19 protein-coding genes and 1 pseudogene are annotated in these 26,201 nt (G+C 71.0%); 10 read left to right on the plus strand and 10 right to left on the minus strand.

Annotated elements, in window-relative coordinates:
• Positions 1-154 precede the first annotated feature (154 nt).
• Complete coding sequence (locus E1193_RS08170; RefSeq protein ID WP_132181779.1) at positions 155-589, minus strand: VOC family protein; 435 nt, start codon at positions 587-589, stop codon at positions 155-157.
• A 277-nt stretch (positions 590-866) separates the two neighbouring features.
• Here E1193_RS08170 and E1193_RS08175 point away from each other — a divergent pair, with 277 nt between their 5' ends.
• A complete protein-coding gene (locus E1193_RS08175; RefSeq protein ID WP_132181781.1) occupies positions 867-2,051 on the plus strand; it encodes a PQQ-dependent sugar dehydrogenase in 1,185 nt (394 codons plus the stop codon).
• Between the two features lie 3 nt (positions 2,052-2,054).
• Here E1193_RS08175 and E1193_RS08180 read toward each other — a convergent pair.
• Both E1193_RS08180 and E1193_RS08190 read right to left on the minus strand, forming a co-directional pair.
• Positions 2,055-2,177, minus strand: a pseudogene (locus E1193_RS08180) (IS701 family transposase); the annotation flags it as partial.
• 544 nt (positions 2,178-2,721) lie between these two features.
• The gene (locus E1193_RS08190; RefSeq protein ID WP_132181809.1) at positions 2,722-5,196 is read right to left on the minus strand and encodes a penicillin acylase family protein; all 2,475 of its coding nucleotides are present in this window, start codon (positions 5,194-5,196) and stop codon (positions 2,722-2,724) included.
• A gap of 480 nt (positions 5,197-5,676) precedes the next feature.
• Here E1193_RS08190 and E1193_RS08195 point away from each other — a divergent pair, with 480 nt between their 5' ends.
• Both E1193_RS08195 and E1193_RS08200 read left to right on the plus strand, forming a co-directional pair.
• Positions 5,677-7,935 carry a carbohydrate-binding protein gene (locus E1193_RS08195; protein ID WP_132181783.1) on the plus strand — a complete coding sequence of 753 codons (2,259 nt, stop codon included), beginning with the start codon at positions 5,677-5,679 and terminating at the stop codon, positions 7,933-7,935.
• 330 nt (positions 7,936-8,265) lie between these two features.
• On the plus strand, positions 8,266-8,652 hold the full coding sequence (locus E1193_RS08200; RefSeq protein ID WP_165945678.1) for a peptidase inhibitor family I36 protein: 387 nt from the start codon (positions 8,266-8,268) through the stop codon (positions 8,650-8,652).
• A 43-nt stretch (positions 8,653-8,695) separates the two neighbouring features.
• On the opposite strand, the gene E1193_RS08205 is transcribed toward E1193_RS08200, so the two are convergent.
• The gene (locus E1193_RS08205; protein WP_132181787.1) at positions 8,696-10,144 is read right to left on the minus strand and encodes a glucose-6-phosphate dehydrogenase; all 1,449 of its coding nucleotides are present in this window, start codon (positions 10,142-10,144) and stop codon (positions 8,696-8,698) included.
• A 247-nt stretch (positions 10,145-10,391) separates the two neighbouring features.
• Between E1193_RS08205 and E1193_RS08210 the strand changes: the two genes are divergently transcribed.
• From E1193_RS08210 to E1193_RS08225, 4 genes are read left to right on the plus strand one after another with little or no spacing between them, the layout of a single operon-like run.
• Positions 10,392-11,315 (plus strand): hypothetical protein, encoded by a 924-nt coding sequence (locus E1193_RS08210; RefSeq protein ID WP_132181789.1) that lies wholly within the window; start codon positions 10,392-10,394, stop codon positions 11,313-11,315.
• Positions 11,312-11,764: an ABA4-like family protein gene (locus E1193_RS08215; protein ID WP_132181791.1), complete on the plus strand. Its 453-nt coding sequence runs from the start codon at positions 11,312-11,314 to the stop codon at positions 11,762-11,764. Before E1193_RS08210 ends, E1193_RS08215 begins: the two co-directional genes overlap by 4 nt.
• 4 nt (positions 11,765-11,768) lie before the next feature.
• A complete protein-coding gene (locus E1193_RS08220) occupies positions 11,769-13,031 on the plus strand; it encodes a histidine kinase (RefSeq protein ID WP_132181793.1) in 1,263 nt (420 codons plus the stop codon).
• Complete coding sequence (locus tag E1193_RS08225; RefSeq protein ID WP_132181795.1) at positions 13,028-13,654, plus strand: response regulator transcription factor; 627 nt, start codon at positions 13,028-13,030, stop codon at positions 13,652-13,654. Before E1193_RS08220 ends, E1193_RS08225 begins: the two co-directional genes overlap by 4 nt.
• A gap of 307 nt (positions 13,655-13,961) precedes the next feature.
• On the opposite strand, the gene E1193_RS08230 is transcribed toward E1193_RS08225, so the two are convergent.
• Complete coding sequence (locus tag E1193_RS08230) at positions 13,962-15,215, minus strand: hypothetical protein (RefSeq protein ID WP_132181797.1); 1,254 nt, start codon at positions 15,213-15,215, stop codon at positions 13,962-13,964.
• 77 nt (positions 15,216-15,292) lie between these two features.
• On the opposite strand from E1193_RS08230, the gene E1193_RS08235 reads away from it, so the two are divergent.
• Together E1193_RS08235 and E1193_RS08240 are read left to right on the plus strand one after the other, a co-directional pair.
• Entirely contained in the window at positions 15,293-15,868 is a 576-nt protein-coding gene (locus tag E1193_RS08235) for an RNA polymerase sigma factor (protein ID WP_243707409.1), read from the plus strand.
• The gene (locus E1193_RS08240; protein WP_132181799.1) at positions 15,861-16,580 is read left to right on the plus strand and encodes a hypothetical protein; all 720 of its coding nucleotides are present in this window, start codon (positions 15,861-15,863) and stop codon (positions 16,578-16,580) included. Before E1193_RS08235 ends, E1193_RS08240 begins: the two co-directional genes overlap by 8 nt.
• A 57-nt stretch (positions 16,581-16,637) precedes the next feature.
• Here the strand turns inward: E1193_RS08240 and E1193_RS33715 are convergent, their stop codons facing one another.
• The 5 genes from E1193_RS33715 to E1193_RS08265 all read right to left on the minus strand — a co-directional run bounded on the left by E1193_RS33715 (position 16,638) and on the right by E1193_RS08265 (position 24,753).
• Positions 16,638-19,169 (minus strand): rhamnogalacturonan lyase, encoded by a 2,532-nt coding sequence (locus E1193_RS33715; protein WP_207922625.1) that lies wholly within the window; start codon positions 19,167-19,169, stop codon positions 16,638-16,640.
• A 380-nt stretch (positions 19,170-19,549) separates the two neighbouring features.
• Complete coding sequence (gene mmsB, locus E1193_RS08250) at positions 19,550-20,800, minus strand: multiple monosaccharide ABC transporter permease (RefSeq protein WP_132181803.1); 1,251 nt, start codon at positions 20,798-20,800, stop codon at positions 19,550-19,552.
• The gene (gene mmsA / locus E1193_RS08255) at positions 20,797-22,335 is read right to left on the minus strand and encodes a multiple monosaccharide ABC transporter ATP-binding protein (protein ID WP_132181813.1); all 1,539 of its coding nucleotides are present in this window, start codon (positions 22,333-22,335) and stop codon (positions 20,797-20,799) included. The genes mmsB and mmsA overlap by 4 nt, the downstream gene beginning before the upstream one ends.
• Positions 22,336-22,423: 88 nt before the next feature.
• Positions 22,424-23,566: a multiple monosaccharide ABC transporter substrate-binding protein gene (gene chvE / locus E1193_RS08260; RefSeq protein ID WP_132181805.1), complete on the minus strand. Its 1,143-nt coding sequence runs from the start codon at positions 23,564-23,566 to the stop codon at positions 22,424-22,426.
• 179 nt (positions 23,567-23,745) lie between these two features.
• A complete protein-coding gene (locus E1193_RS08265) occupies positions 23,746-24,753 on the minus strand; it encodes a LacI family DNA-binding transcriptional regulator (protein WP_243707412.1) in 1,008 nt (335 codons plus the stop codon).
• Between the two features lie 336 nt (positions 24,754-25,089).
• Between E1193_RS08265 and E1193_RS08270 the strand changes: the two genes are divergently transcribed.
• Positions 25,090-26,201, plus strand: a 1,112-nt coding sequence (locus tag E1193_RS08270; RefSeq protein WP_243707416.1) for a PQQ-dependent sugar dehydrogenase, incomplete at its 3' end; no start/stop codon positions are given.

Genomic DNA, 26,201 nt, shown 5'->3' on the forward strand with positions numbered 1-26,201 from the left:
GGGCCGCCCGCCTCGCGCCGATCGCCGCAGGGTTCGTGCTCGCGGACACCGAGGAATCGCCCTGGATCAGACCCGTCGACGCGCCGCGGGACGGTGACCCTCGTTCTGGCCAACCGCACCAGTCGACTCGCGAAGGTGCCAATTCCGCGGCCACTCAGTCGAGACAGAACTCGTTACCCTCGATGTCCTGCATCACCAGGCACGACTCGTTGTCGCCATCGGCAGGCAGCAGGCGCACGCGTACCGCGCCGAGCGCGACCAGTCGTGCGCATTCGGCCTCAAGTGCCCCCAGGCGCTCCTCACCCACGAGCCCGGTGCCGACCCGCACGTCGAGATGCAGCCGATTCTTGACGACCTTGCCTTCGGGAACGCGCTGGAAGAACAGTCGCGGGCCCACACCCGAGGGATCAGTGCATGCGAACGCCGAACCCTGATGCTCAGGCGGCAGCGCGCGATCGAAATCGTCCCAGGTGGTGAACCCCTCCGGCGGCGGCGGTACGACGTACCCCAACACCTCGCACCAGAAACGGGCGAGGCGCTCAGGTTCTGCGCAGTCGAAGGTGACCTGGATCTGCTTGACCGACGCCATCGGTCCACCATGAAGGTGGGGTCTGTCGTCGTCTCCACGGGCCCGCCGCTGGCCAGGTTGACGGCGCATCCGGCCGACTCTCGACGATGAGAGGGACCTTGAGCCGTCGGAGCCATCAGCACCGTGCCGGTGCTCCGCACCCCCCCGGGAACCCGACGCCTGTTCGCGTAGTCTCCAGCAGAGATCACCGGGCTGCCCGCGGCCAGAGCTGCCGGCAGGCACGACGGGGCACCCCAGGGCGATCGGCCGAACCGCCACACCCGTTTTGGAGGACACCATGGCGATCATTCGTTGGCGCCGGACACTGACCACCGTCCTGGCGGCCTGCCTCGTCGCCGGTTGCGACAGCGGCTCGCCGGAAGCCGCCGACGTGCCAACCCGGCCCCAGTCCGGGAGCCTCGCCGTGGAGACCGTCGTGGCCGGGCTGGAGCACCCGTGGGACATCGGCTTCCTGCCGGACGGGCGCATCCTGCTCACCGAGCGGCCGGCCCGGTTCCGGCTCGTCGACGGCGGCACGGCGAGCGAGGTGCGGGCCGATCTCGCCGATGTGCTCGTCGGCGGCGAGGGCGGGCTGATGGGCCTGGTGATCCACCCGGACTTCGCCCGGACTCGCGAGTTCACCACCTGCCAGACCCGCCAGGAGAACGGTCAGCCGGTGGACGTGCGCCTGGTGACTTGGCGGCTGTCGCCGGACGCGGCGAGCGCCACCCGGGTGCGCGACCTGCTGACCGGGCTTCCGATCAGCACGGGCCGGCACTCGGGCTGCCGGCCGACGATCGCCGCGGACGGCGCGCTGCTGGTCGGCACCGGCGACGTGGCGCGACCGTCGCACCCGCAGGACCGGCGCAGCCTGGGCGGGAAGGTGCTGCGCGTCGACCTGCGCACCGGCGAGGGCCTGCCGGGCAACCCGTTCTCGTCGTCGTCCGACGCCAACGAGCGGCGCGTCTACAGCTACGGCCACCGCAACGTCCAGGGTGTCGCCGTGCGGCCCGGCTCGGGCCAGGTGTTCACCGCCGAGCACGGTCCGAGCGGGTTCGACGAGATGAACCGCATCCGGCCCGGCGGCAACTACGGCTGGGATCCGTCGCGTGGCGGCACCGTTCAGACGTACGACGAGAGCGTGCCGATGACCGACCGCGAACGTTTCCCCGACGCGATCCTGCCGCTGTGGACCTCGGGCCAGACCTCGACAGAGGCGCCGTCCGGGGCCGCGTTCCTCAGCGGCACGCAGTGGGGCCCACTGAACGGCCGACTGGCCGTCGTCGCGCTGCGCGGGCAGAAGACCCTGCTGTTCCAGCTCGACGAGGCCGGGGACCGGGTCGTCGACCTGGCGTTGCCGACCGAGCTCAACGACGCCTACGGCCGGCTGCGCGGCGTGCGCGGCGGCCCGGACGGCGCCCTCTACATCACCACCTCGAACGGCAACGACGATCGCCTGCTCCGCGTCACACCCCGGACCTGACGCCGCGGCTCGGCAGCGATCCGGGTCGCGCGTCCAGGAGTGCGGTGTGTACAGCTCCCGGTCCACCGCCGCGTGCCCGCGGAGTCCCGCATAGACGAGGTACACAACGACCAGCGCGTTTTCGATCCCTCGCCGAGCCGGTCGGCGGCCCCCCGGCGCTGGAGGTCCGCCGGGAAGAACCGGTCCTCGCGGGCGATGAGCACCTTCGTCGGCACATCCGGCCAGGTGTTCAGAGGCCACGGCTCGTTCCACTCCGCGCTGACTTGGTCCCGGCCATGCGCCGCTGCCTCCTCGACAATCTCGGCCGGCACACCGTTGTAGAACTGCTGCTCCTCGCTGAGTCCCTCCGCGCCGCGGTAACCGGTGTTGCCCCACCAGTCCCCGGGCCTCTCACCCGGCTCCGGGACCATGGGAGTGAGCAGGACGACTACCTCGCGCTGGCGGGCCCTTCGAGATAGCCGACGTCCGTCGAGGCGGACGCGACGTGGACTCGGTAGCCCCAACGGTGCCGTCGGCGGTCAGGACGTTGGCCGGGTGCGGGTCGGCGTGCGGCTCAGCCGACCCGCTGGGTCAGCACCTGCCCGGGCGTACGGGAGGTTCTCGGTCATGTACCGATCGACCAGCTCGATCCCTCCGGGCTTTTCGGAGAACTTGCGCGGCCAGTTGTCGCTCAGGGCACCAGCGTGAGGCTGTCGGCCGCCTCGCGCTCGATCGTGGCTCGGTCCCACCGCATCGGAACAGTCTGCCCGGTTCGCCATTTCTCGAACTGGTCGTCGTAGTGGTCGGCGAACGCGTGGCCTGAGTTGCCGGTGAGCTGAATCCACCGTGACTCGTCCAGATCCGACATGTCAACGATCATCCGCATGGACGGCACCCAGTCCACCTCGTACCCGACCGAGGCGTCCCATCCGGTCGCGTTGACGATCGACGAGCCGCCCGACACGCCGGCCCCACGTCCGTTGAACAGCCACTCGATCGGCGCGATCCCCGACTCGCCGAAGGTCTGGTTGCGCGGCGTCAGCGTGTGCAGGTCGCCCCAGCGCCACCGCGACAGGTCGTCGCCCAGCCGGTCGGCGAGCTCCTCGGCCGCCTCGGCCATCGCCGCCGCGACGACCTGGTCGGCGGTCTCCACCACGGGCGTACGTCGGTCGTCCCACCATGGCGACGACGGGTTCGTGACCAGGCCGCGCATGACCTCCCACCATCGGTCGCCGCCGTCCGGCGCGTGACCGTCGGGCAGTTCGTCGAACGTGCGCCGCAGCAGCGCCCGCCACACGGCGTTGAAGTACGCCGCAGCGGCCGAGCTGCGCGCCTCGCCCCGGTCTCCGCGGTCCCCGGCAGGCTGCTGGAAGTTCCAGTCGCGCAGCAGGTCCTGTGCCTGCCGGGCGGTGCCGGACAGCGAGGCGCGCAGCAGCACCGGCACCAGCGTCGCGGCCAGCCCGTTGTGGCTGTCGGCCTGCATGCGCTGAACCTCCCCGGTGGTGATGCCGGCACCCGCCTCGGTGAGCATCTGGTGGATCCGCTCGGAGCGGTAGCCGTACGACCAGTCATCGGTCAGCAGGTGTCGGTAACCTGGCCCGGTCACCGCCTGGTTCGCCGCGACGACATAGCCCTCCGGCGGGTTGAACACGCTCGGCAGCTCGTCGAACGCGATGAAGGAGCGCCACGCGTACGCGGAGTCCCAACCCGGGGCGGGCCACCGGCCGTCGCCTGCCCCGCGCACCGGTATCCGTCCCGGTGCCTGGTACCCGATGTTGCCGTCGACGTCGGCGTACACGATGTTCTGCGCCGGCACCTCGAAGAGGGCCGCGGCGGCACGGAAGCTCGTCCAGTCGCGCGCCCGGTTGAGAGCGAAGAGCGCGTCGATCGTTCGGCCGGGGTCGAGCGCGGTCCAGCGCAGCGCGACCGCGTATCCGCCTCCGGCGTCGCGCAACTCCTCGGACGCGTCCGACAGCAGCGGCCCGTTGCGGCTGGTGCGCACCGTCACGGTCACCGGGTCGCCGCCCGCCACCCTGATGGTCTCCTGTCGCCGGTCTAGGTTCTGCCACCCGCCGTCGACGCGTACCCGATCGCCCTCGACCTTCTCCAGGTAGAGGTCGGTCACGTCGGGACCGAGGTTGGTGAAGCCCCACGCGATCCGCGCGTTGTGGCCGATCACAGCTCCGGGCACGCCGGAGAAGCTGAAGCCCGTCACCTCGTAGCCGCATGCGCAGTGCAGGCCGACCTGAAACCAGATGCCCGGCATCGACGGCGCCAGGTGCGGGTCGTTGGCGAGCAGCGGCTTGCCCGTCGCGGTGCGCGAACCCGCCAGTACCCACGAATTCGAACCGATGTCGTGCCCGGCGCGGCCGAGCAACGCCGGCAGGGCGGCGAGGTCGTCGCGCAGCGCGTCCAGGGTGGCGACCGGCACTCCGCCGCCGGTGCCCGCCGTGCTCGCCACGAACGCGCCGGTGGCGACGTCGCCGCCCGCGACGACGGGCCGGTGCGTCCGGTACGGGTACGGCGGGTAGAGCTGCTCCACCTGCTCACGGCTTAGTCCTCTGCCGAGCAGGATCGCCCGTTCGGCCTCGTCGACCATGTTGCCCCGCAGGTCCCATGCCATCGCCTTCAGCCAGGCGAGGCTGTCCACCGGGTCCCACCTCTCGATCCGGTAGCCGCGGTTCTGCAGGCCCAGCACCGCGTACTCGAGGCTCACGTCACCACCTGGGTCGCCACCGCCGTGCTGGTCGAGCCAGGCGTTGACGCCGTCGGCGTACGCCTGGAGGTAGGCGCGGCTCTGCACCGCGATGAGCGACCACTCCCGCTCGGCGACCCGCCGCCAGCCGAGCGTGCGCAGATACGTGTCGGTCTCGACCTGGCCGGCGCCGAACAGCTCGCTCAGCCTGCCGCTGGTGACGTGGCGGCGGAAGTCCATCTCCCAGAAACGTTCCTGGGCGTGCAGGTAGCCCTGCGCCCGGAAGAGGTCGCCCTCGGTTTCGGCGTAGACGTGCGGCACGCCGGACGCGTCGTGGTGGACCGTCACCTGGGCGCCCAGGCCGGGCAGGGTCGCCTCGCCGCCGTACTGCGGGAACGAACGGCGGATCGTCCAGACGCCCGCCAGCCCCAGCAGGACGGTGACTGCGACGAGCGCCGCGAGCGCCCACATCGCTGACCGTCGCACCCGCGCCCACACCCGCCGACGCGGCGGCCGTGGCTCGTCCGGCAGCTGCGACGAGGGCTGAAGATCGCTGCTTTCCGTGACGTCCGAGGCCTCTGGCACCCCTGGATCGTAGCCACGCTGCCGCCCCGCGGCGGCGCGTGGTCACGGCCAGGCCCCCGGTCGCCACTCGTGCTACTCCAGACCGCCACCCACGATGCATGGATAACCATCGATTGACAGCTGTTCACGCTCCGGGGAGGATATGTGACACACGTCGCCGCGAGCGGACCACAGCGAGGCCGTTGGCGCGACGTGACAACCACACTGCAAGCCACTGGGCACCTCGGGTGCCGTCCTGCCTCCGGGCGGCAGGTCGGGCGCGGTGGCAATGGGTCATGGGCGGGCGGTGGCGGCGGTCAGCCGGGCGGATCCGCCGACCATCCCCGTCTCGAAACCGGTTCGATTCACGTCCCCTGGAGCGCAATCATGCTTTCACGTAGACAGCGCCTCGCGCTGCTCGCCGCCGGCACCGCGCTGACGGTAGCCGGCGCGGGTGCCCTCACCGCGACGGTGGCCGTCGCGGCGGCGACCCGTTACGAGGCCGAAACTTCACCAGCCACCTGCGACGGCTCGATCGACTCGAACCACACCGGGTTCTCCGGCAGCGGATTCTGCAACGGCAACGGCGCGGTCGGCGCGGCGGCGCAGTTCACGGTGACCGCCTCCACCGCCGGCACAGCCAGCATCGGCATCCGGTACGCCAACGGCGCGTCCGCCAACCGTCCGGCGGACGTGCTGGTCAACGGCACCGTCGCCCACTCTGGCGCCGCGTTCGACGCCACCGGCGCCTGGTCCACGTGGGCCACCAAGACACTCACCGTCGCGGTGAACGCGGGCAGCAACACCATCCGGCTGTCCCCGACCACCGCCAACGGCCTGGCCAACATCGACTACCTGGACTTCGAAATCGGTGGCACGCCGCCCACGACACCGCCGCCCACCGGATCGGGCAAGCAGATGGAGGACCTCGACCGCGGCGTGATCAGCGTGCGGTCCGGGTCGGGGAACCTGGTGTCGTGGCGGCTGCTCGGGTATGAGTCCCTCTCGACCGGGTTCAACGTGTACCGGGGCTCGACGAAGGTGAACTCCGCGCCCATCACCAACTCGACCAACTTGCTGGACTCCGGTGCGCCGTCCGACGCCTCGTACACCGTCCGGGCGATCGTGAACGGGGCTGAGCAGCCGGCGTCCGCGCCGTCGCTGCGCTTCGCCGGCGGCAACCACCTGGACGTGCCGATCTCCCGGCCGGGCAGCAACTACACCGCCGGGGACGCCAGCGTCGGTGACGCGGACGGCGACGGCCAGTACGAGATTTTCCTGAAGTGGGATCCGAGCAACCAGAAGGACAACGCGCAGTCCGGCGTCACCAGCAACGTCTACATCGACGCGTACCGGCTCAACGGGCAGCGGCTGTGGCGCATCGACCTGGGTCGCAACATCCGGGCCGGCGCGCACTACACCCAGTTCCAGGTCTACGACTACGACGGCGACGGCCGCGCCGAGCTGGCCGTCAAGACCGGCGACGGCACCGTCTCCGGCACCGGCCAGGTGATCGGCAACGGCAGCGCCCTGCACCGCAACTCCGACGGGTACATCATCACCGGCCCCGAGTACCTCACCATGTTCAACGGGCTCACCGGCGCGGTGCTGTCCACGGTGAACTTCGAGCCCGCCCGCGGCAACATCTGCGACTGGGGTGACTGCAAGGGCAACCGGGGTGACCGGTTCCTGGCCGGCACCGCCTACCTGGACGGGCAGCGGCCCAGCGTGATCATGGCTCGCGGCTACTACGAGAAGAGCACGGTCGCGGCGTGGGACTTCCGCAACGGCGCGCTGACCCTGCGCTGGAAGTTCGACTCCGGCAACGCCGGCAGGCAGTGGACGGGCCGGGGTGCGCACTCGCTCTCCATCGCCGATGTCGACGGCAACGGCACCGACGAGGTCGTCTACGGCGGCATGACCATCAACGCCAACGGCACCGGCCGATACACCACCAGCTTCTACGCCCACGGCGACGCCCTGCACGTGAGCGACTTCGTGCCCAGCCGTGCCGGCCAGGAAATCTGGATGATCCACGAGCAGAGCTCCGGCGCCGCCGCCACGCTCCGCGACGCCAACAACGGCAGCGTCATCATGCAGAAGAACAACACCTGCAACTGCGAGGGGCCCGCCCGCGGCGTCGCCGGCGACATACACGCCGGCAACGCCGGCGGCGAGTTCTGGGGCAGCGGCACCGGGTTGGGCAACCTGTTCAACGCCTCCGGTGGCTCGGTCGGCCGCAACCCGTCGTCATACAACTTCCTGGCCTGGTGGGACGGCGATCCGGTGCGGGAACTGCTGAACGGCAACCAGGTCGCCAAGTACGGCACCGGCGGCGACACCCGCCTGCTCACCGCCTCCGGCGCGCACTCCATCAACGGCACCAAGTCCACCCCGTCGCTCTCCGGAGACCTGTTCGGCGACTGGCGGGAGGAGATCATCCTCCCCCGTGACGACAACGCCGCGCTGCGCATCTACGCCACGCCCATCCAAACCGACCGGCGGATCTACACCCTGATGCACGACGCCCAGTACCGGGTCGCGATCGCCTGGCAGAACACCGCCTACAACCAGCCGCCGCACACCAGCTTCTTCCTCGGCAACGGCATGAGCACCCCGCCGCAACCCGACATCCACGTCCGCTGACATCGTCGAACCGGCGCGAGCCCGGGGCCTGGCACCGCGTGTGCCGGGCCCCGGTCCGCGTACCCGTGACGACACCCGCGTACGCCGCGACGACACCGTCGAGCGGTCAGCTGGTGCGATCCAGGCGGCAGGAACCCGGGCCGGGTGACCGCACGTCAGGAGATGCCTGCCGGGATGCCAAGAAATAGGTTGGAGTCGATGCCACTCGCACGGGTCCAGACGTCACCACGCCCCGCTCCGCACCGACCCGTCGCGGGCCGGTGGGGCGGGGCGGGTTCCTGTCGTGAACGGGTGACGCCCCGGCAACCAGGTGAAAGGGTTGTGATCAGCATGTTCGTACGGAGATCACTCACGGTGGGCGCGCTGTCGGCCGTGGCGCTCGTCGTCACCGCGGGCGCGAGCGGCACCGCCGCCTCGGGCACGGCCCGGGCCGCCGACAGCTCGTGCGGTTTCGTCCGCACGTTGTGCGCCTGGGACCAGGAGGCGTACCAGGGAAACCGGTTCACCGTGCAGGCCCTCAACCCGTCCACGGGAACCTGCGTGGACCTCGCCGCGCACGGCTGGGGCGGCGGCCGGGTGAAGTCCGCCCGAAACACCGCCAGCCAGCCCGCCAGGCTGTACGCCAACCAGAACTGCACGGGCTCCTCCTACACGATCATGCCGTCGGGCTCCTACAGCTCGATCAACTTCGCGTCGCAGAGCGTGTACGTGTACTGACGGGTGTCGGCGGGGTGGACGCGCCCTCGGTCGTGCACCCCGGTCACCGCCGCTCGCCGGGCAACGGCGCCAAAAGGGAGTCATCCGGTCCTCGGCTGCCCGCCGGATACTCCTGCAACGGCACCACTCCCGCCCGCCATGCCTCGAGTACCGGCTCCACGATGCGCCAGCACTCCTCGGCGGTGTCACCCCGCACCGACAGCGTGGGGTCGCCCTCGAAGGCGCCGCGCAGCACCTCGCCGTACGGCGGCAGTTCGCCCGGCCCGAAGTCGGCCACCAGATGCACCTGGTCCAACTCCATCGGGTTGCCCGGGCCGTTGATGTTCACGTCGAGGCCCAACTGGTCCGGGCCGAAGCCGATCCGCAACCGGTCCGGCTGGTCGTACCCGCTCAGCCCGGAGGGCACCCGGGGTGGCTGCTTGAACGTGATGACGGCCTCCTTGCGTCTGCCGGACAGCGCCTTGCCGGAACGGAGCCGGAACGGCACCCCCGCCCAGCGCCAGGTGTCCACCGCCAGCACCACCTCGGCGAGGGTCTCGGTCTGGCGGGCCGGGTCGATGCCCGGCTCGTCGACGTACGCGGGCATCCGCCGCCCCGCGATCTTGCCTGCCGTGTACCGGGCCCGCCTGCTCCACCTCGGTGGGTCGTCGTCCCACACCCGGGTGGCCCGTAGTACCTGCGCCTTGCGTCCGCGCAGGTCCCGGGCTTCGAGGGTGGGCGGCGGGTCCATCGCGATCAGCGCGAGAACCTGCAGCAGATGACTCTGCACCATGTCGATGAGCGCGCCCGCGTCGTCGTAGTAGCCGGCCCGGCCCGCGAGTCCCAGGGTTTCGTCGAAAACGATGTCCACGCACGCCACGTGCGCGGAGGTGAGCACCGGTTCGAAGATCCGGTTGGCGAAACGCAGCCCGAGGATGTTCACCACCGTGGATTTGCCGAGAAAGTGGTCGATGCGGTGCACCTGCTCCTCCGGCACGAGCCGGGCCAGGATGTCGTTGAGCGACCGCGCCGAGACGGCGTCCGTGCCGAACGGTTTCTCCAGCATCAGCCGGGTGCCCGGCGGCAGACCGATTTGGGACAGCGCGGCGGCGGTCCGGGCGGTGACCGTCGGGGGCAGGGCGAAGAAGATCACCAGCTGACCGTGGCAGGCGGCCAGCAGCCGACGCAGGTCCTCCTCCCGGGTGACGTCGGCGGGCAGGTAACGGGAGGCGCGGATCAACTCGGCCTCCCGGGGCCCGTCGGCACCCACCGTCGCGAAGGAGTCGGCCACCCGGCGACGCCACCGCTCGTCGTCCCAGTCGTCCCGGCCGCTGCCGATCAGGATGAGGTGGGGCTGGGCGCCGTCGGCCACCAGCCGGCCCAGACCGGGCAGCAGCAGGCGCCCGGCCAGGTCACCGGTGGCCCCCAACAACAGCAGCGTCTGGGGCAGCGGTTGCGGCGCGGCGGAATGTTCGGCACCGGAATGCGGGGCGCTCGGGGTCGAGGTCGTCATGCACCTACCATGCCCTGCCGACCGGGCGCGCACCCGCCGGTTGTGCGGACGCACCGGCGGTTGCCTGACCACCGCCGCCTCCTGGCTGTCCTTTGCCGATCCGCGGCTCCGCGAGGTGCGCCGGCTCCTCCCGCTCCGCGAGGTGCGCCGGCTCCTTCCAGAGGAGGAGGCGGCGCTCCGACCGCCGGCCGCAACCGAGGCTTGAGGTCGGGCGCGCACCGGGTGCGGGTTCACGAACATCTGCGGTATGACCACCCAGTTGCCCCGGGCGGCGCCCTGGCCCCGCCCACTGACGGTTCTCGTCTCGGCGATGGCGGCGCTCGCCGTCGTCTCCGCTGTCGGCGTCCTCGCCGACCCACGTGTGCTCTCCGGCGGGCCGATCTGGCTCAAGCCGTTCAAGTTCTCCGTGTCCCTCGCGCTCTACGGCGCCACTCTCGCCTGGATGCTCTCCCACCTGCCACGACGCAGCCGGGTCGTCGAATGGTCGGCCACCGTCGTCGTCGCGATGGCGCTGGTCGAGATGCTGGTGATCGTCGTGCAGGTGCTCCGCGGCACCGCCAGTCACTTCAATGTCACGACCCCACTGGACGCCGCCCTGTGGCGGGTGATGGGGGCGGCGATCACCGTGCTGTTCGCCGCGCACGTGGTCATCGCGATCGTGCTGCTGCGCCGGCCAACCACGGACCGGGTCACCACGTACGCCGTGGGGCTGGGGCTCGGCCTGTCGCTGCTGGGAATGCTGGTGGCGTTCCCGATGGTGCGGTCCCGCCCGACGGCCGACGGGATCACCGGGGCACACAGCGTGGGCGTGCCGGACGGTGGGCCCGGCCTGCCGCTGGTGGGGTGGAACACCACCGGCGGGGATCTGCGCATCGGGCACTTCGTGGGACTGCACGCCATGCAGTTGCTGCCGGTCCTGGCGATCCTGCTGACCCGTTTCCTCGGGTCGTGGCTCGATGAGCGCACCCACGTGCGTCTGCTGGTCGTCGGCGGCGCGGCGTACGGCGGACTCATATTGCTGTTGACCTGGCAGGCGCTGCGCGGGCAGCCGCTGCTGCGACCGGACCTGTCCACGGTCGCCGCCGGGGTGGCCCTGTTGGCGGCGACCGCGACCGCGACCAGCCTCGTCGTGGCTCGCCGCCGTAGTCCGGAACTGGCGGCGGCCGTATGACCGGGGGCTTGTTCACGCTGGCCTTCGCGGTGGCCGCGCCGTTCTGGGTGCTGATGATCCTGCTGCCGCACTGGTCCTGGACCGGGCGGGTCGTCAGGTCGCCGCTGATCGTGCTGCCGGTTCTGGTGATCTACGGGATGCTGGTGATACCGGCGATCGGCGACGTGCTGCCGGCGGTGATGTCGCCGACCCTGGAGGGGGTGCGTGACCTTCTGGGCAGCGCCGACGGTGCCGCGGCGGCCTGGGCGCACATGGTCGGGTTCGATCTGTTCGTCGGCCGCTGGGCGTGGCTCGACAGCCGGGAACGAAGGATACCGGCGCTGATCATGGCCCCGGTGCTGGTGCTGACGATCCTGCTCGGGCCGATTGGGCTGGCGACATACCTCGCGGTGCGCGTCAGGTGGGCTCTGCCCGAGGCTCCTGGCACCAAACCGCAACCCCTAGGCTGAGCCCGTGGGCTGGGCGGGGCGGCTGTTCGACGCGCGCGAAGGGCTGGTGCGGGTCCTGCTGCTCAACCTCAGCGGAGTCGGCTACCTGCTCTTCGGCACCCAGGCCGGAGAGCAACCGGCAGCGCAGCAGTGGGTTCTCGCCGTGGCCGCGTTCAGCGTCGGGCTGGTGGCGCACCGCCGGCCACTGATCAATCTGGTGGCGCAGACCACGCTGCTGGCGGTGGCGATCGGCGTCATCGACGACACGACGATCAACCAGGCGGGCGCCAGTTGGGCCTTGCTCGAAGTGACCATGTGCGCGCGCCGACCGAGGACCGTCTGGTTGGCCGCCGGGGTACTGGCGACGGTCGTCCTGTCCGCCTCGGTCGGCGGCACGTTCCGACACTTCGCCGCCGGCGTCATCGGGCTCGCGGTGAAGGCCGGCCTGCCGCTGCTGCTCGGTATGGTCATCCGGACCACCCGGGAACTCGGCCGGCAGGCCGAGGAGCGAACCAGGGAGGAGCAGCGCCGGCGCGAGGCGGACAACCGCGCCGCGCGCGCCGACGAGCGCAGCGCCATCGCCCGCGAGCTGCACGACGTGGTCGCGCATCATGTGGCGTCGATGGTGTTGCGTGTCGGCGTGACCCGGCACGTCTTCACCGACCTGGACCCACGGGTGGGCGCGGTGTTCGACGACGTGCACAGCACGGGAACCGCGGCGCTGGCGGATCTGCGCCGGCTGGTCGCGGTCCTGCGCGACCCCGACGTCGTCCGGAGTGACGCGGCGCTGACCGCGATCGAGCCGTCGGCGCTGCCGGCGGCACTCGGCGCGGCGGTCGACCGGGCCCGCCAGGCCGGCGTCACGGTGGAGGCCGACATCGACCCGGCGGTCGGCTCGCTGGACGCGGTCCGGGGCCTGGCGGTGCTGCGGCTGACTCAGGAGGCGTTGACCAACGTGGTCAAACATGCGGGCACATCCGCGCGGTCCCGGCTGTCGGTGTCGGTGGTGGACCGGGCCGTCCACTGGGAGGTTTCGGACAACGGGCGGGGCTCGGTGCTGGCGGCGGTGCCGCCCGGCGGCGGGCACGGCATCACCGGCATGCGCGAGCGCGTCGACCTCCTCGGGGGCCGGCTGGACGTCGGGCCCACCGGCGCCGGATGGCGCGCCTCCGCCGTCCTCCCGGCCCCGGTGCCTGCCTCCACGCCACCGGCCACCGCCGGCCCAGCCCTTTCGGCGTGGCGCGACGGCACGGTGCCGGCCGGCCCGCGCGCACCGGAACCGGCGTGATCCGCGTCCTGCTGGTCGACGACCAGCACCTCATCCGCGCGGGCCTGCGCATGCTCTGCGAAGCCCAACCCGACATCGAGATCGTCGGCGAGGCCGACAACGGGCGCGAGGCGATCTCCCTCGCCACGCGGCTCGTCCCCGACGTCGTCGTCATGGACCTGCGCATGCCGGCGGTCGACGGGATCACCGCGACCAGCCGCATCCTCGCCGACCGGCCCGCCACCCGCGTCCTGGTCCTGACCACCTTCGGCGACGACGACCACCTCTATCCGGCACTGACCGCCGGCGCCTGCGGGTTCCTGCTCAAGGACGCGCCGCCTGCCGACCTGATCGACGGCATCCGCCGAGCCGCAGCGGGTGCCAGCCCGTTCAGCCAGGAGGTGCTCCAGCGCCTGGTCCAGCGGGCCGTACACGCCCGCGCCGAGACACCGCAACCGACCGCGGGACTGACCGCACGCGAGCGGGACGTGCTCGACCTGGTCGCCGAGGGCCTGTCGAACACGGAGATCGCCGACCGCCTGCACATCGGCGTCACCACGGTCAAGACCCACATCACCAACCTGATGGCCAAGACCAACAGCCCCAACCGGGTACGCCTGGCCCTGTTCGCCCGCGGCGGCTGAGCGGAGACCGGACGATCACGCCGGGGACGGCCCCCGCCACGCGCCGTCCCGGAACGTAACCGCGCCCATCGGTGCGCCGGCTCAGGCGGCCTGAACCGCCCTGATCACCTCGGTCACCGCCGCCGCGACCGGCGCGACCGCACCGCCAGCGCGGCCAGGTGGCACAGCAGCTCCGCCGCCCTTGGCGGCGACGCGGGCCAGTGGGCCGCGGGCCGTCGGAGGTTCGTCTGCTCCTGATCGCAGTCCCCGCCACCCTCGCCACCTCATGGCGTCCCCGCGCCGCCCGACCGAACCCCGGCGCGCACCGTCAGACCGGGCTGACCGGGGCGCGCAGGCCCACCAGCCCGGGTACGGTGGCGCGACCGAGCTCCTTGCCGGTGGCGGGGTCGTGCCAGCTCGCGGCGCCGTTCTGCCCCACATAGAGGCGCACGCCGTCGGGGCCGCGGACCAGGCCGGTGATCGGGTCACGGACGGACCACTCGGCGGCGACGCCGAGGCCCGCGAGGTCCACGGTCCGCAGGGTGGCGCCGACGCCGAGGAACAGGCGGTCGCGGTCGGCCACCGCGTAGGCGGGGCCGGTGCCACGGGCCAGCGTGGCGGTGCGGCGCACCGTCAACTCCTCGGTGGAGATCTCCGCGACGGCGCCCGAGGTGACGTCGATGACCAGGAGCCGTCCGCCGTCCGGGCTGAGCGCCATGGCGTGCCCGTTCGCCGGCCCCTCGCCGAACGGGTGCGGCAGATCGACGCAGTACGCCCACCGCTCGCCGAGGTGCAGCGTGTGCACGAACGCGTGCACGTTGCCCGGCCGTCCGCTCACCAGATCACGGGTGTGCTGGTGGTCGGGCTGGTGGGTGTAGAGCGTGTAGAGGGTGGCACGGTCCGGCGCGAGGACCGCCTGGCGCCCGTCGCCGCGCATCTCCTCCTCCGCGCCGGCCGGGATCGGCCCCTTGTCCCGGGTGGACAACGGACCGGAGGTGCCGGTGGCGAGGTCGACGACGCGAACCCGGTAGCGGTCCGGGGCGTGCGCCGGCAGCCACTCCAGCACGAAGAGCCCGGACTGGTCGGCGGTGAACGCCTCCGGCACGATGTTGCCCGGCAACCGGAGCCGGTGGCGGATCCCGGTGGCGTTGACGACCAGCACAGGCGTGGTGTCCCGAGGGCCGGGCCGTTCGGCGGTGACACTCACCGCGTCCGGGGTCAGGGCCACGTTGGCGCCGTCGGTGGAGACGGTCTGCGGCACCCAGCGCCCGGGCAGGGTGACACGGTCGGAGGTACGGCCGGTTGTGACGTCGAGCCGCCAGAGGGCCGTGTCGGCCCCTTCGGGGGCGGTCGCGTGGAGCACCCGCCCGTCGGCGGCGGCGACGGCGTGCGGGATCGTCTCCCGGTCGGTGCCGCGCAGCACGCCGACCCCGCCGTCGAGGTCGACCAGCAACGGGTCGGGAATCGCCGCGGAGGGCACCGCGCCGGGACGTCGGGCCGGCTCGCACCCGACGAACGCTGCGACACCGGACCCGGCGAGTGCGGTCAGTACGGTGCGACGCGAGAGGTTCGTGTTCGCCATCATGCTCCGGTGACACCGTCGGCGCCACCCGGGTTCCGACCGGATGGAACCCGCGCCCCGCAGGCGGTGTCACCAGTGTGATCGAACCGGAGGTTGCCCTGGACGACGACGAGGCTGTCACCCGCGCTCAGGCCGGTGACCTGGAGGCGTACGGGTTCCTGGTCGCCCGGTACACCGCGTCCGCGCACCGGACGGCGACGCTGCTCGGTGCGGGCTCGGACGCGGACGACGTCATCCAGGAGGCGTTCGTGAAGGGGTACCGCAGGCTCTCCCGGTACCGCGGGGAGTCGTCCTTCCGCTCCTGGCTGCTGGCGATCGTGGCCAACGAGACGCGCAACCTGCACCGGTCGCGCGGCCGGCGCGACGGGCTCGTGCTGAGGGCCGCGACGGCGAACCCGCACTCGGAGATCGCCGAGGACGTCGCGGTCGGCAGCGTCCTTGCCGGGGAACGCCGCGCCGCGCTGGTGCGGGCCCTGCGCCTGCTTCCGGTCAAGGACCGGGAGGTGATCGTCTGCCGGTACTTTCTCGATCTGAACGAGGACGAGACGGTCACGATGCTGGGGTGGCCGCGTGGCACGGTGAAGTCGCGGACGTCCCGGGCGCTTGCCAAGCTGCGCGGCCTGCTCGCCGTCGAGGAGGTCAGCCGTGGATGACCTGGAACGCGAGTTGCGGGAGCTGTCGGCCTGGCTGGAGGCTCCCGACCCGCCCGAGGTGGCGACCCGGGTACACGCGCGGCTCGCCGCGCCGAAGCGGCGCCGGTGGCGGTGGCGGTACCCGGTCGCGGTGGCGCTGGCCGCGCTGGTGGTCGCGGTGCTGCCACCAGGCCGGGCCGCAATCGCCGACGCCGTGGCGGGTCTGCTGCGCTTCGCCGGGATCACCATCAGCACGTCGTCCGCGCCGGTGATGCCGACCGGTTCCCCGTCGCCGTTGCCCGCACAGCGACCGGCCGGGTTCGACGAGGCGCAGCGTGCGGTGCGGTTCCCGATCCGGATGCCGGCGAGGCTGGGCGCGCCCGAGCAGGTGCTGGTGGCCGATCCGGACAGCAACGGCAGCCACCGGGTGGCGACCCTGCTCTACCGGGGCGGCGCGCTGCGCCTCGACGCCTTCGACGGTCGCCTCGACCCGGTCTTCTTCAAGCAGGCCGGCGGGCCGGGGACGGAGTGGGTGCAGGTCGGCGAGCGGCAGGCGATCTGGATCGGCGGCCCGCACCCGGTGTCCTACGTGGACCGGGACGGTGTGGTCCGGGTGGAGAGCGCCCGGCTGGCGGCCCCGACCCTGGTCTGGGATGACGCGGGTGTCAGCTACCGGCTCGAGGGCCAGCTCACCATGGCCGAGGCCGTCGAGGTCGCGGCCTCGATGAAGTGACGTGTGCAGGACGTGCGGCAGGCCGGGAGGGCCGTGACGGCCCTCCCGGCCTGCCGGTCAGGACAGCATCGCGATCACGGCCCCGGCCTGGTGGGTGAGCGCCGTGTACGCGGCGCCGGAGATGTGGCTCGGGCGCTTGACCTGCCCGAGGTCCCGGACGAAACGCTCCAGCGCCCGGGCCGCCGCGGCCTGCCGGCCCTGGTCGAGGTGGTACTCGGCCTCGACGAGGGCCACCTTCAGCCGCAACACCACCGGGCCGAACACCTCGCCCGCGCGGATCTGCGTGTCGAACTGGTCGCCGAGCGCGGCGACGCTGCCCGGCGCCCAGATCTTCGGCACCGGCACCTGGGACCAGTTGATGTCCGAGCCGAGGTAGAAGCTCGGGTACGAGGGCTGGTTGTACGTGGTCTGCTGCCGGGCCACCTCGGCGCGGTACTGCGGATCGTGCATGAGGGTGTACAGCTTGCGGTTGGTCACCTCGGTGCTCAGGTAGATCCGGATCGCCGAGCTGTCCGCGGTCCGCACGAGCATCTCCTCCCGCCAGTCGCCGAAGATGTCGGCGACGAGGCCGGGGTTCCCCTTCGTGTGGTTGTTGGTGCGGGTCCCCTCCGCGGTGAGCAGGGTGCCGCGCCGCCAGTCGCCGATGGTCGGCGTGACCTCCTGCGACCCGCCGACGATCTGGGTCGTCATGTCGGCGGCCCATTTGATGCTCTGGTTGGTGCCGGGCACCCGGTCACCGAGGCTCGCCCCGTCCGCACCGCGTAGCCCGATGCCGCTGATCGACCCGGAGGGCTGCGAGCACCAGGTCTCCAGACCGGGGTGCTCGGGGACGACGTCACCGATCATGCCGCGACCGGTGTCCACACCGGTGTAGCCACCGTAGATCAGTTGGCCGGTGGCGCCGTCGCGCAGGGTGTAGCCGTACGGCGCCCACCGCCCGCCCTCGTGCACCTGGTACATCTCCAACCCCGGGCGGTTCGGGTCGATGTCGGTCACGTGCATGGCGTCGCCGTGGCCGATCCGGGCCGACGTGCCGGGGGCGCCGCTCCCCGGCGGCATCTGCCCGAACGAGCTGTACAGCAGGGTGCCGTCATGGTCGATGGTGGCCCCACCGTAGACGATCTCCTGCTTGCCGTCGGCGTCCACGTCGGCCGCGCTCAGCGAGTGCTGGCCCTGGGTCGTGATCGTGCCGAACTGCGGGTCGGTGCCGTCCCGGCCGTGCGGGCCGTCGTTGAACGGGTTGGTCATGGGCGTCCAACCACTGTCGACATACCAGTTCTGCGTCAACCGCCTGCCATCCCAGCCGTAGGCGACGAGCGTCGAGCGCGTGTAGTAGCCGCGGGCGAAGACCGCCGACGGACGCCGGCCGTCGAGGTACGCCACGCCGGAGAGGAACCGGTCCACCCGGTTGCCCGGCTCGATGCGCCCCATCGCGTAGTCGCCCCACATGAGGCCGTCGTCGTGCCGCCCGGGCTTGTAGTCGATGGTGTGCAGGTCCCGTCCGGTGGCGCCGTCGAAGACGGTGAGGTACTCGGGCCCGTGCAGGATGAAGCCCTCGAACGCCCGCAGGTTGTTGCGGCTGCTGCGGCTGGGGGCGTACACGTCCATGAAGTGGTCCGCGAGGGCCTGCGCGTGCTCCTGCGACAGCGGGTACTGGTAGCGCGGCTCGATGCCGAAGGCCTGCTCCAGGGTGGCGGGCCAACGCCCGGCCACCACCTCGGGGTGTTGGTGCCACTGCCGGAACATCCGCACGACGTGGGCGTAGTAGTCGGTCCGGCTGAGGCGGTAGTCGTCGGTGTGCGAGACGCCCGCCCGGACGTCCTTCTTCGGCAGCGTGATGTACCGCTCGGAGACGACGTTGCCCTTCTTGCCGTACCTGGTGATCTTCGTGCCCGGCGCGGTCTTGAACATCATCTCGGACCGGCCGTCGCCGTCGAAGTCGTAGACCAGGAACTGGGTGTAGTGCGCGCCGGCGCGGATGTTGACCCCGAGGTCGACGCGGTACAGCAGCGTGCCGTCCAGCTCGTACGCGTCGATGAGGACGTTGCCGGTGTAGCCGACCTGCGAGACGTCCTTGGCGTTCGACGGATCCCACTTGACGATGTACTCGTACTGGCCGTCGCCGTCCACGTCGCCGACGCTCAGGTCGCCCGCCGAGTACGTGTAGCTCTCCCCGGCCGGGGTGACGCCGTCGGCCGGTTTGCGCAGCGGCAGGTCGCGGAAGGCGTCGGACCAGGCGGTCACGGTCGCGCTCCGGTCGACCTCGTGCCCCCCGACGACCGCCGCCACCCGGTACGTGGCCGTGGACGTGCCGGCCCCGTCCAGGTAGTTGGTGCTGTCGGTGACCGTCGCGATCCGCCTGCCGTCGCGGTACACGTGGAAGTTCGCCCCGGTCATGCCGCTGGCGGTGGAACCGGTTACCTCGTGCCCGAGCAGGCGCCAGCTGAGGAAGACGCCGTTGCTGGTGGTCGCGGCCACCAGTCCGCGGTCGAGGTGCTCCAGTTGGACGCGGGCCGAACCGGTCCGACCGGGGTCGGCCGACGCCGGGATGGATGACACGGGCACGGCGATGGCGCAGACAGCCGCCATCAGTGCACCTGATGTCGCGGCCAGTCCGCGACGGGATCTGCTGCGAGGACGCATTCGGTCTCCTGAATCGATGCCGGCCTCAGCGGGGAGGCGGGCATGGCCGATGGCGGCCCAGCGGGTGCCATGCCGGTGCAGTCGTCCGCCGGGCCGGAGGTCAGCTCTGCCGTGAAACGTTTTAAGGATCAAGGATGTAAATATATTAGCCAATCCACGGGCCGGGGCCTAGGACGACGAGGGAAGACGCTGCGCAACCGGCAGAAGGGCCGGCGCACCCCCGGAGACAGACGGGGTGCGCCGGCCCTTCTGCCGGTGGTATCGGTCGGCCGTACACGCCAAGGGGGGCAGGACCCGGCCGGTCCTGCCCCCCTTGGCGTACGGCGTCAGCGGGCGGTGCCTGCCCGGCGCTTGTTCCAGACGTCGAACGCGACGGCGATGAGCAGCACGAGTCCCTTCACCACCGACTGCAACGACTGGTCCACGCCCATGAGCTGCATCCCGTTGCTCATCACCGCCATGATCAGGCCACCGACCATGGCACCGACGACCGTGCCGACCCCGCCGGTCACCGCCGCGCCGCCGATGAACGCCGCCGCGATCGCGTCGAGTTCGAACATGTTCCCGGCGGCCGGCTGCGCGCCGTTGGAACGGGAGGAGTAGATGACCCCGGCGATGGCCGCCAGGAAGCCCATGTTGACGAACATCCAGAAATTGACCGTCTTGACCTTCACCCCCGACAGCGTCGCCGCCGACAGGTTGCCGCCGATCGCGTAGACCTGGCGGCCGAAGACGGTGCGCCGGGTGAGCAGCCCGTACACGAGGACGAGGGCCGCGAGGATGATCAGCACGATCGGCAGTCCCCGGGCGTGGGCCAACTGCCAGGCGAAGTACATGATGACGGCGCCGACCGCGACCACCCGGGCGACGAACAGCGGGAACGACTCGACAGGCTGCTGGTACCGGATGCGGGCGAGGCGGGTGCGGAAGCCGCTGACCGCGTACCCGGCCACCGCGAGGGCCCCGATGAGCAGGGTGAAGGCGTCGTAGCCCTGCCCGCCGATGAGTCCGTTGAGGAAACCGGCCGCGACCTGCTGGTACTCCGCCGGGAACGGCGACAGCGAGATGTTGTCGAGCACCCGCAGGGTGAGCCCGCGGAACAGCAGCATGCCGGCCAGGGTCACGATGAACGCCGGAATCCCGACGTAGGCCACCCAGAAACCGTGCCAGGCGCCGACCGCGACACCGACGGCCAGCGCGGCCAGGATGCCGACCCACCACGGTTGCCCCTGCCGGATGACGAGCACGGCGGAGACCGAACCGGTGAGCGCGACCACCGACCCCACCGACAGGTCGATGTGACCACCGATGATCACGATGACCATGCCGATCGCGAGCACCAGGATGTATGAGTACTGCAGGATGATGTTCGTGATGTTGCCGGGGCTCAACGAGACACCGTCGGTCAGGATCGCGAAGAGCGCGACGATGACGACAAGCGCGACGTAGATGCCGCTCTGCCGCAGGTTGCTCATCAGCAGCGTCCGCACGTCGCTGGTCCCGGTGTGCAGGGCCATGGCGGGGGCGCTGTCGGCGGAGGCGGTGGGCCGCGTCGAGGGGTTCTTGGTGCTGGTCATCCGACGGGCTCCTTGTCCTTCGTCATGAGCTCCATGAGGTTCTCCTGTGTCGCCATACCGATCGGCATCTCACCGGTGATCCGTCCGGCGGAGAGGGTGTAGATCCGGTCGCACATTCCGAGCAGTTCCGGCAGCTCCGAGGAGATGACGATCACCGCCTTCCCGTCGGCCACGAGCCGGTTGATGATCGTGTAGATCTCAAACTTCGCTCCGACGTCGATGCCGCGCGTCGGCTCGTCCAGGATCAGCACGTCCGGATCGGTGAACAACCACTTCGACAGCACCACCTTCTGCTGGTTGCCGCCGGAGAGCTTGCCGACCACGGCCATCACGCTCGGTGTCTTGATGTTCAGGTCGCGCCGACTCTGCTCGGCGACCTTGATTTCCTCGTTGCCGTTCACCCAGCCCAGCCGCGCGAGCTTGCCGAGCGCGGCGGCGGAGACGTTGCGGCGGATGTCGTCGATGAGGTTGAGGCCGAAACGCTTGCGGTCCTCGGTGACGTAGGCGATGCCGTTGTCGATCGCCTCGGCCACGGTACGGGCCCTCACCTCCCGGCCCCGGACGAACAGGCGGCCCCGGACGTCGCGCCCGTACGATCGGCCGAACACGCTCATGGCCAGTTCGGTGCGGCCGGCTCCCATGAGTCCGGCGATGCCGACCACCTCTCCGGCCCGGACGTGCAGATCGACGCGCTCGACCACCAGACGGTCCTGGGTCGGGTGCCGTACGCTCCAGTCCTCGATGCGTAGCACCTCCTCGCCCGGATTCGACACCCGGTCGGGGTAGAAGCTGTCGAGGTCGCGGCCGACCATGCCCCGGATGATCCGCTCCTGGGTCACCTCGCCGGAGCGCATGTCGAGCGTCTCCACCGTGCGGCCGTCCCGGATGACGGTGGTGGAGTCGGCGATCGCGGTGATCTCGTTGAGCTTGTGAGAGATCATGATGCAGGTGATGCCCCGCTCCCGCAGCCGGCGCAGCAGGGCGAGCAGGTGCGCCGAGTCGACGTCGTTGAGGGCCGCGGTCGGCTCGTCGAGGATGAGCAGTTTCACCTGCTTGGACAGCGCCTTGGCGATCTCCACCAGTTGCTGTTTGCCGACGCCGAGCTGGATGACCGGGGTGACCGGGTTCTCACGCAGCCCGACGGACTCCAGCAGGGCTGCGGCGTCGGCGTTGGCGCGGTTCCAGTCGATCAACCCGCCGCGCCCGCGCCGTTCGTTGCCGAGGAAGATGTTCTCGGCGGTCGACAGGTACGGCACCAGGGCGAGTTCCTGGTGGATGATGACGATGCCGTGGGCCTCGCTGTCCCTGATGCCGCGGAAGTGCACCGGCTTGCCATCGAAGATGACCTCCCCGTCGTAGGAGCCCGACGGGTAGACACCCGAGAGCACCTTCATCAGGGTGGACTTGCCGGCGCCGTTCTCACCGCAGATGGCGTGGATCTCCCCCCGCCGTACCGCGAGGGAGACGTCCTGGAGGGCCGTCACCCCGGGAAACCTCTTCGTGATGCCCCGCATCTCGAGGATGGTGTCGTCCATGGTCATCGTCCTGATCGTCGATCTGGGTCGTGCTGCGACATGGGGTGCGGGCCCGGCGGCCGTGGTCACCGGGCCCGCACGGGAGGGGTCAGCCCTTGGCCTGGCCCGCGGCGACCTCTTCGGCCGACCAGTAGCCGGAGTCGATCAGGACCGGCTTGATGTCGTCCTTGTAGACCGTCTGGACCGGCAGGAGGAACGACGGGACGACCTTGACCCCGTTGTCGTACGTCTTGACGTCGTTGGCCTGCGGCTCCTTGCCCTGGAGGTACGCCTCGGCCGCGACCGCGGCCTGCTCGGCCAGCAGGCGGGTGTCCTTGAAGATCGTGGAACCCTGCACGCCGTCGTTGATCAGCTTGACCGACGCGATCTCCGCGTCCTGGCCGGTGACCACCGGCATCTTCTTGCCGGCGCCGCCGTACCCGGCGTTCTGCAGGGCGGTGATGATCCCGCGCGACAGACCGTCGTACGGAGACAGGACCCCGTCGACCTTCGCGCCGTCGTTGTAGCTGGAGGTGAGCAGGTCCTCCATGCGCTTCTGCGCGGTCTCCTGCTGCCAGCGCAGGGTCGCCACCTGCTCGATCTTCGTCTGGCCCGACTTGACCACCAGCGACTTGTTGTCGATGTACGGCTTGAGCGTGTCCATCGCGCCGTTGAAGAAGAAGTGGGCGTTGTTGTCGTCCAGCGAGCCGGCGAAGAGCTCGACGTTGAACGGCCCGGTCGCGGTGCCCTTCGACCCGTCCTTGTTCTGCAGGCCGAGGCCGACCAGCAGGGCGGTCGCCTGGGCGGTGCCGACCTTGTAGTTGTCGAAGCTGACGTAGAAGTCGACGTTCTTGCTGTCCCGGATCAGCCGGTCGTACGCGATGACCGGGATCTTCGCGTCGGCCGCCGTCTGCAGCTGGCTGGACAGCGCCGTGCCGTCGATCGCCGCGATCACCAGCACGTCCGCGCCCCGGGTGATCATCTGATCGACCTGCTGGGACTGGGTGGGGATGTCGTCGCCCGCGTACTGCAGGTCGACCTTGTACCCCTTCGACTCGAGCTTCTGCTTCACGGCGTTGCCGTCCGCGATCCACCGCTCCGAAGTCTGCGTCGGCATCGAGACGCCGATCGTCAGCTCGCTGGGCTTCTTGTCACTGGTGTCGCCGCCACTTCCGGCGCCCTCACCACCGCAGGCCGCCAGGGTCAGCGCCAGCGCGGCGCTACCGACAGCGACCAGGAATTTCCTGCTCACAGGCTTGCTCCTCTCAGAACTCCCACCGACGGCCGGGCCGCACCGGTAACACTTCCGGGGTGAGTGTTAGCGCTCACAAACGGCTCGTCAACGGCTGCGTCGAAATCTCTACGTCACGGTCTCGTAACAGGGCCGGGGGCAATGGAAAGCCGTCATTGGCGGGCGCGAACCCACGTCGATCAGCCGGGCGGTGCGGCGACACTGTTCCGGGCGACCAGGATGGGGGCGATGGTCTGGCGCAGCTCGCCGCCGGCGGCGCCCTCGATCTGGGTCAGCAGCAGGTCGAGGCTCGCCCGGGCCACCGCCGCGAAGCCCGGCCGCACCGTGGTCAACGGCGGGATGAAGTAGGCGGCCTCCGGCACGTCGTCGAAGCCCACCACGCTGATCTCGGCCGGCACCCGTCGGCCGTACTCGTGCATGGCACGCAGCACACCGAGCGCGAGGTGGTCGTTGGCGGTGAACACGGCGGTGACCTCCGGCATCCGCGCCAGCATCTGCCCGCACCGGTACCCCGAGGCCGCGGACCAGTCCGCCGGCACCGGTGCCGGCACCTCCGCCCCCGCCGCCAGCAGCGCCTCCCGCCAGCCCTGGATTCGGCCGGCGCTGTCGAACCAGTCCGCCGGCCCGGACACATGCCAGACCGTGCGGTGCCCCGCGTCGAGCAGGTGCCGGGTGGCCTCCCGCGCCCCGGCCGCCTGGTCGACCGTCACCAGCGGGACCGACCCCCGCGGGTCGCCGTCGACGGTGACCAGCGGCACCTCCTTCGGGAGACGCTCCAGCGCCGCGCCGGCCGACTCGACCGGCGCGATCACCACGATGCCGGCGACCCCGTGCATCAGGTGCCGCTCCACCACCGCCGAGATCGAACGATGGTCCAGGTCGCGAACGCTGCCCACGCTGACGGCGAACCCGGCTTCGGCCGCGACCTGTTCCAGGGCCGCCAGCAGGGAGGCCGGCCCGTATAGGGTGGTGTTCTGCGCGACCACGCCGATCACCTGCGAGCGGCCGGTGACCAGGGCGCGGGCCGCCCGGTTGGGCCGGTAGCCGAGTTCGACGATGGCGGCCTCGACCCGCAGCCGGGTCTGCTCGCGGACGTAGGGGTGCTTGTTGAGCACCCGCGACACCGTTTGATGGGAGACGCCGGCGAGACGGGCCACATCGGTCATCGCCGGACCGCGTATCGCCATCTCGCACCCACCTGCCCCGTTGGTCGCCCCGGTCCGTGGCGGACCGGGGCATCCTGATGCCCGGCCGTCTCTCCCGGCACCCGTGGCGGTGCACGTCTCAGCGGGGCAGAGAGCGCTGGCATGGACACTCTACGCCAACCTGCGACAGGCAGCGTGACAGCCCGGTCCGCCGGCCTGCCGGACGGCGCAGGGGCAGGCGGCAGGTCAGTGGACGCCGGACGGCGAGCGAGGCGGCATGCGCTCCGCCGGCCATCGGTGACGCCACCTCCCCTGCGCGTCGACCCACTATCGATTATATTTACGAAAATCACTCTCTCGGAGGTGGTCGTCGTGCGCATGCGATCGATGGTGGTGACAGCGGTCGTCACCGGTTTGACGATCGCCGGTGTCGGAGCCGGCGCGCTCGCCGGAACCGCGCCGGCTGAATTCCCGACAGCAGCCAACGATGCACTCGCGGTCGGTGACTTCGATTTCACCCGACCGGAGGTCGTCGCCACCGGCCTGACCGTGCCCTGGGGAATGGACTTCCTGCCCGACGGCAGCGCCCTGGTGGCGCTACGGAACTCCGGTCAGGTCCTCCGGGTGCGGCCGGGACAGCCCCCGGAGCCGGTGGCCCAGATCTCCGGCGTCGCCGCCGGTGGGGAGGGCGGCCTGCTCGGCCTGGCAGTCTCCCCCACGTACGCCCAGGACGGCTACGTCTACGTCTACCTGACCACCACCTCGGACAACCGAATCGTCCGCTTCCGGCCCACGGCGCCGCAGACCCAGCAGCCGGTCCTCACCGGACTGGCCCGGGCCAGCATTCACAACGGCGGCCGGATCGCGTTCGGTCCGGACGGGATGCTGTACGCGGGAGTCGGCGACGCCGGGCAGACGGCCACCGCGCAGAACCCGCAGAGCCGCAACGGCAAGATCCTGCGGATGCGGCCGGATGGTTCGGCTCCGCCGGACAACCCCTTCCCCGGCTCCCTGGTCTACAGTCTCGGCCACCGCAACGTGCAGGGCCTGGCCTGGGACGCCCAGGGTCGGCTGCTCGCCACCGAGTTCGGGCAGAACACCTGGGACGAGGTGAACCTGATCGTCGCCGGCGGCAACTACGGCTGGCCGACGGTCGAAGGCCGGGGCAACGACCCCCGGTTCCGTGACCCGCTGCTGGTCTGGTCGCCCGCCCAGGCCTCCCCCAGCGGCGCGGCGGTGGCCGGGAACCGGCTCTTCGTGGCCGCCCTGCGCGGCGCCCGGTTGTGGAACGTGCCGCTCAATGGCGCCGGCGTCGGCACCCCGGTCGCCGAGCTCGTCGGCACGTACGGACGCCTGCGGACCGTCGAGTACGGACCGGACGGCTGGCTCTGGGTCACCACCAGCAACCGTGACGGGCGCGGATCACCGGCCGCCACCGACGACCGGATCCTGCGCTTCCCACCGCGCGACACCACCCCGCCCACCACGAC

Origin of the sequence: Micromonospora sp. KC606 (assembly GCF_004348675.1) — a bacterium.
Taxonomy (GTDB): domain Bacteria; phylum Actinomycetota; class Actinomycetes; order Mycobacteriales; family Micromonosporaceae; genus Micromonospora.

What these genes read in the sequence shown, in the direction of transcription:
- E1193_RS08210 (WP_132181789.1), top strand. Translation starts at nt 10,392, where the DNA reads ATGACCACCCAGTTGCCCCGGGCGGCGCCCTGGCCCCGCCCACTGACG.
- mmsB (WP_132181803.1), bottom strand. Translation starts at nt 20,800, where the DNA reads ATGACCAGCACCAAGAACCCCTCGACGCGGCCCACCGCCTCCGCCGAC.
- E1193_RS33715 (WP_207922625.1), bottom strand. Translation starts at nt 19,169, where the DNA reads ATGGCGGCTGTCTGCGCCATCGCCGTGCCCGTGTCATCCATCCCGGCG.
- E1193_RS08175 (WP_132181781.1), top strand. Translation starts at nt 867, where the DNA reads ATGGCGATCATTCGTTGGCGCCGGACACTGACCACCGTCCTGGCGGCC.
- E1193_RS08215 (WP_132181791.1), top strand. Translation starts at nt 11,312, where the DNA reads ATGACCGGGGGCTTGTTCACGCTGGCCTTCGCGGTGGCCGCGCCGTTC.
- E1193_RS08200 (WP_165945678.1), top strand. Translation starts at nt 8,266, where the DNA reads ATGTTCGTACGGAGATCACTCACGGTGGGCGCGCTGTCGGCCGTGGCG.
- E1193_RS08205 (WP_132181787.1), bottom strand. Translation starts at nt 10,144, where the DNA reads ATGACGACCTCGACCCCGAGCGCCCCGCATTCCGGTGCCGAACATTCC.
- E1193_RS08230 (WP_132181797.1), bottom strand. Translation starts at nt 15,215, where the DNA reads ATGGCGAACACGAACCTCTCGCGTCGCACCGTACTGACCGCACTCGCC.
- mmsA (WP_132181813.1), bottom strand. Translation starts at nt 22,335, where the DNA reads ATGGACGACACCATCCTCGAGATGCGGGGCATCACGAAGAGGTTTCCC.
- E1193_RS08265 (WP_243707412.1), bottom strand. Translation starts at nt 24,753, where the DNA reads ATGGCGATACGCGGTCCGGCGATGACCGATGTGGCCCGTCTCGCCGGC.
- E1193_RS08190 (WP_132181809.1), bottom strand. Translation starts at nt 5,196, where the DNA reads ATGTGGGCGCTCGCGGCGCTCGTCGCAGTCACCGTCCTGCTGGGGCTG.
- E1193_RS08170 (WP_132181779.1), bottom strand. Translation starts at nt 589, where the DNA reads ATGGCGTCGGTCAAGCAGATCCAGGTCACCTTCGACTGCGCAGAACCT.
- E1193_RS08195 (WP_132181783.1), top strand. Translation starts at nt 5,677, where the DNA reads ATGCTTTCACGTAGACAGCGCCTCGCGCTGCTCGCCGCCGGCACCGCG.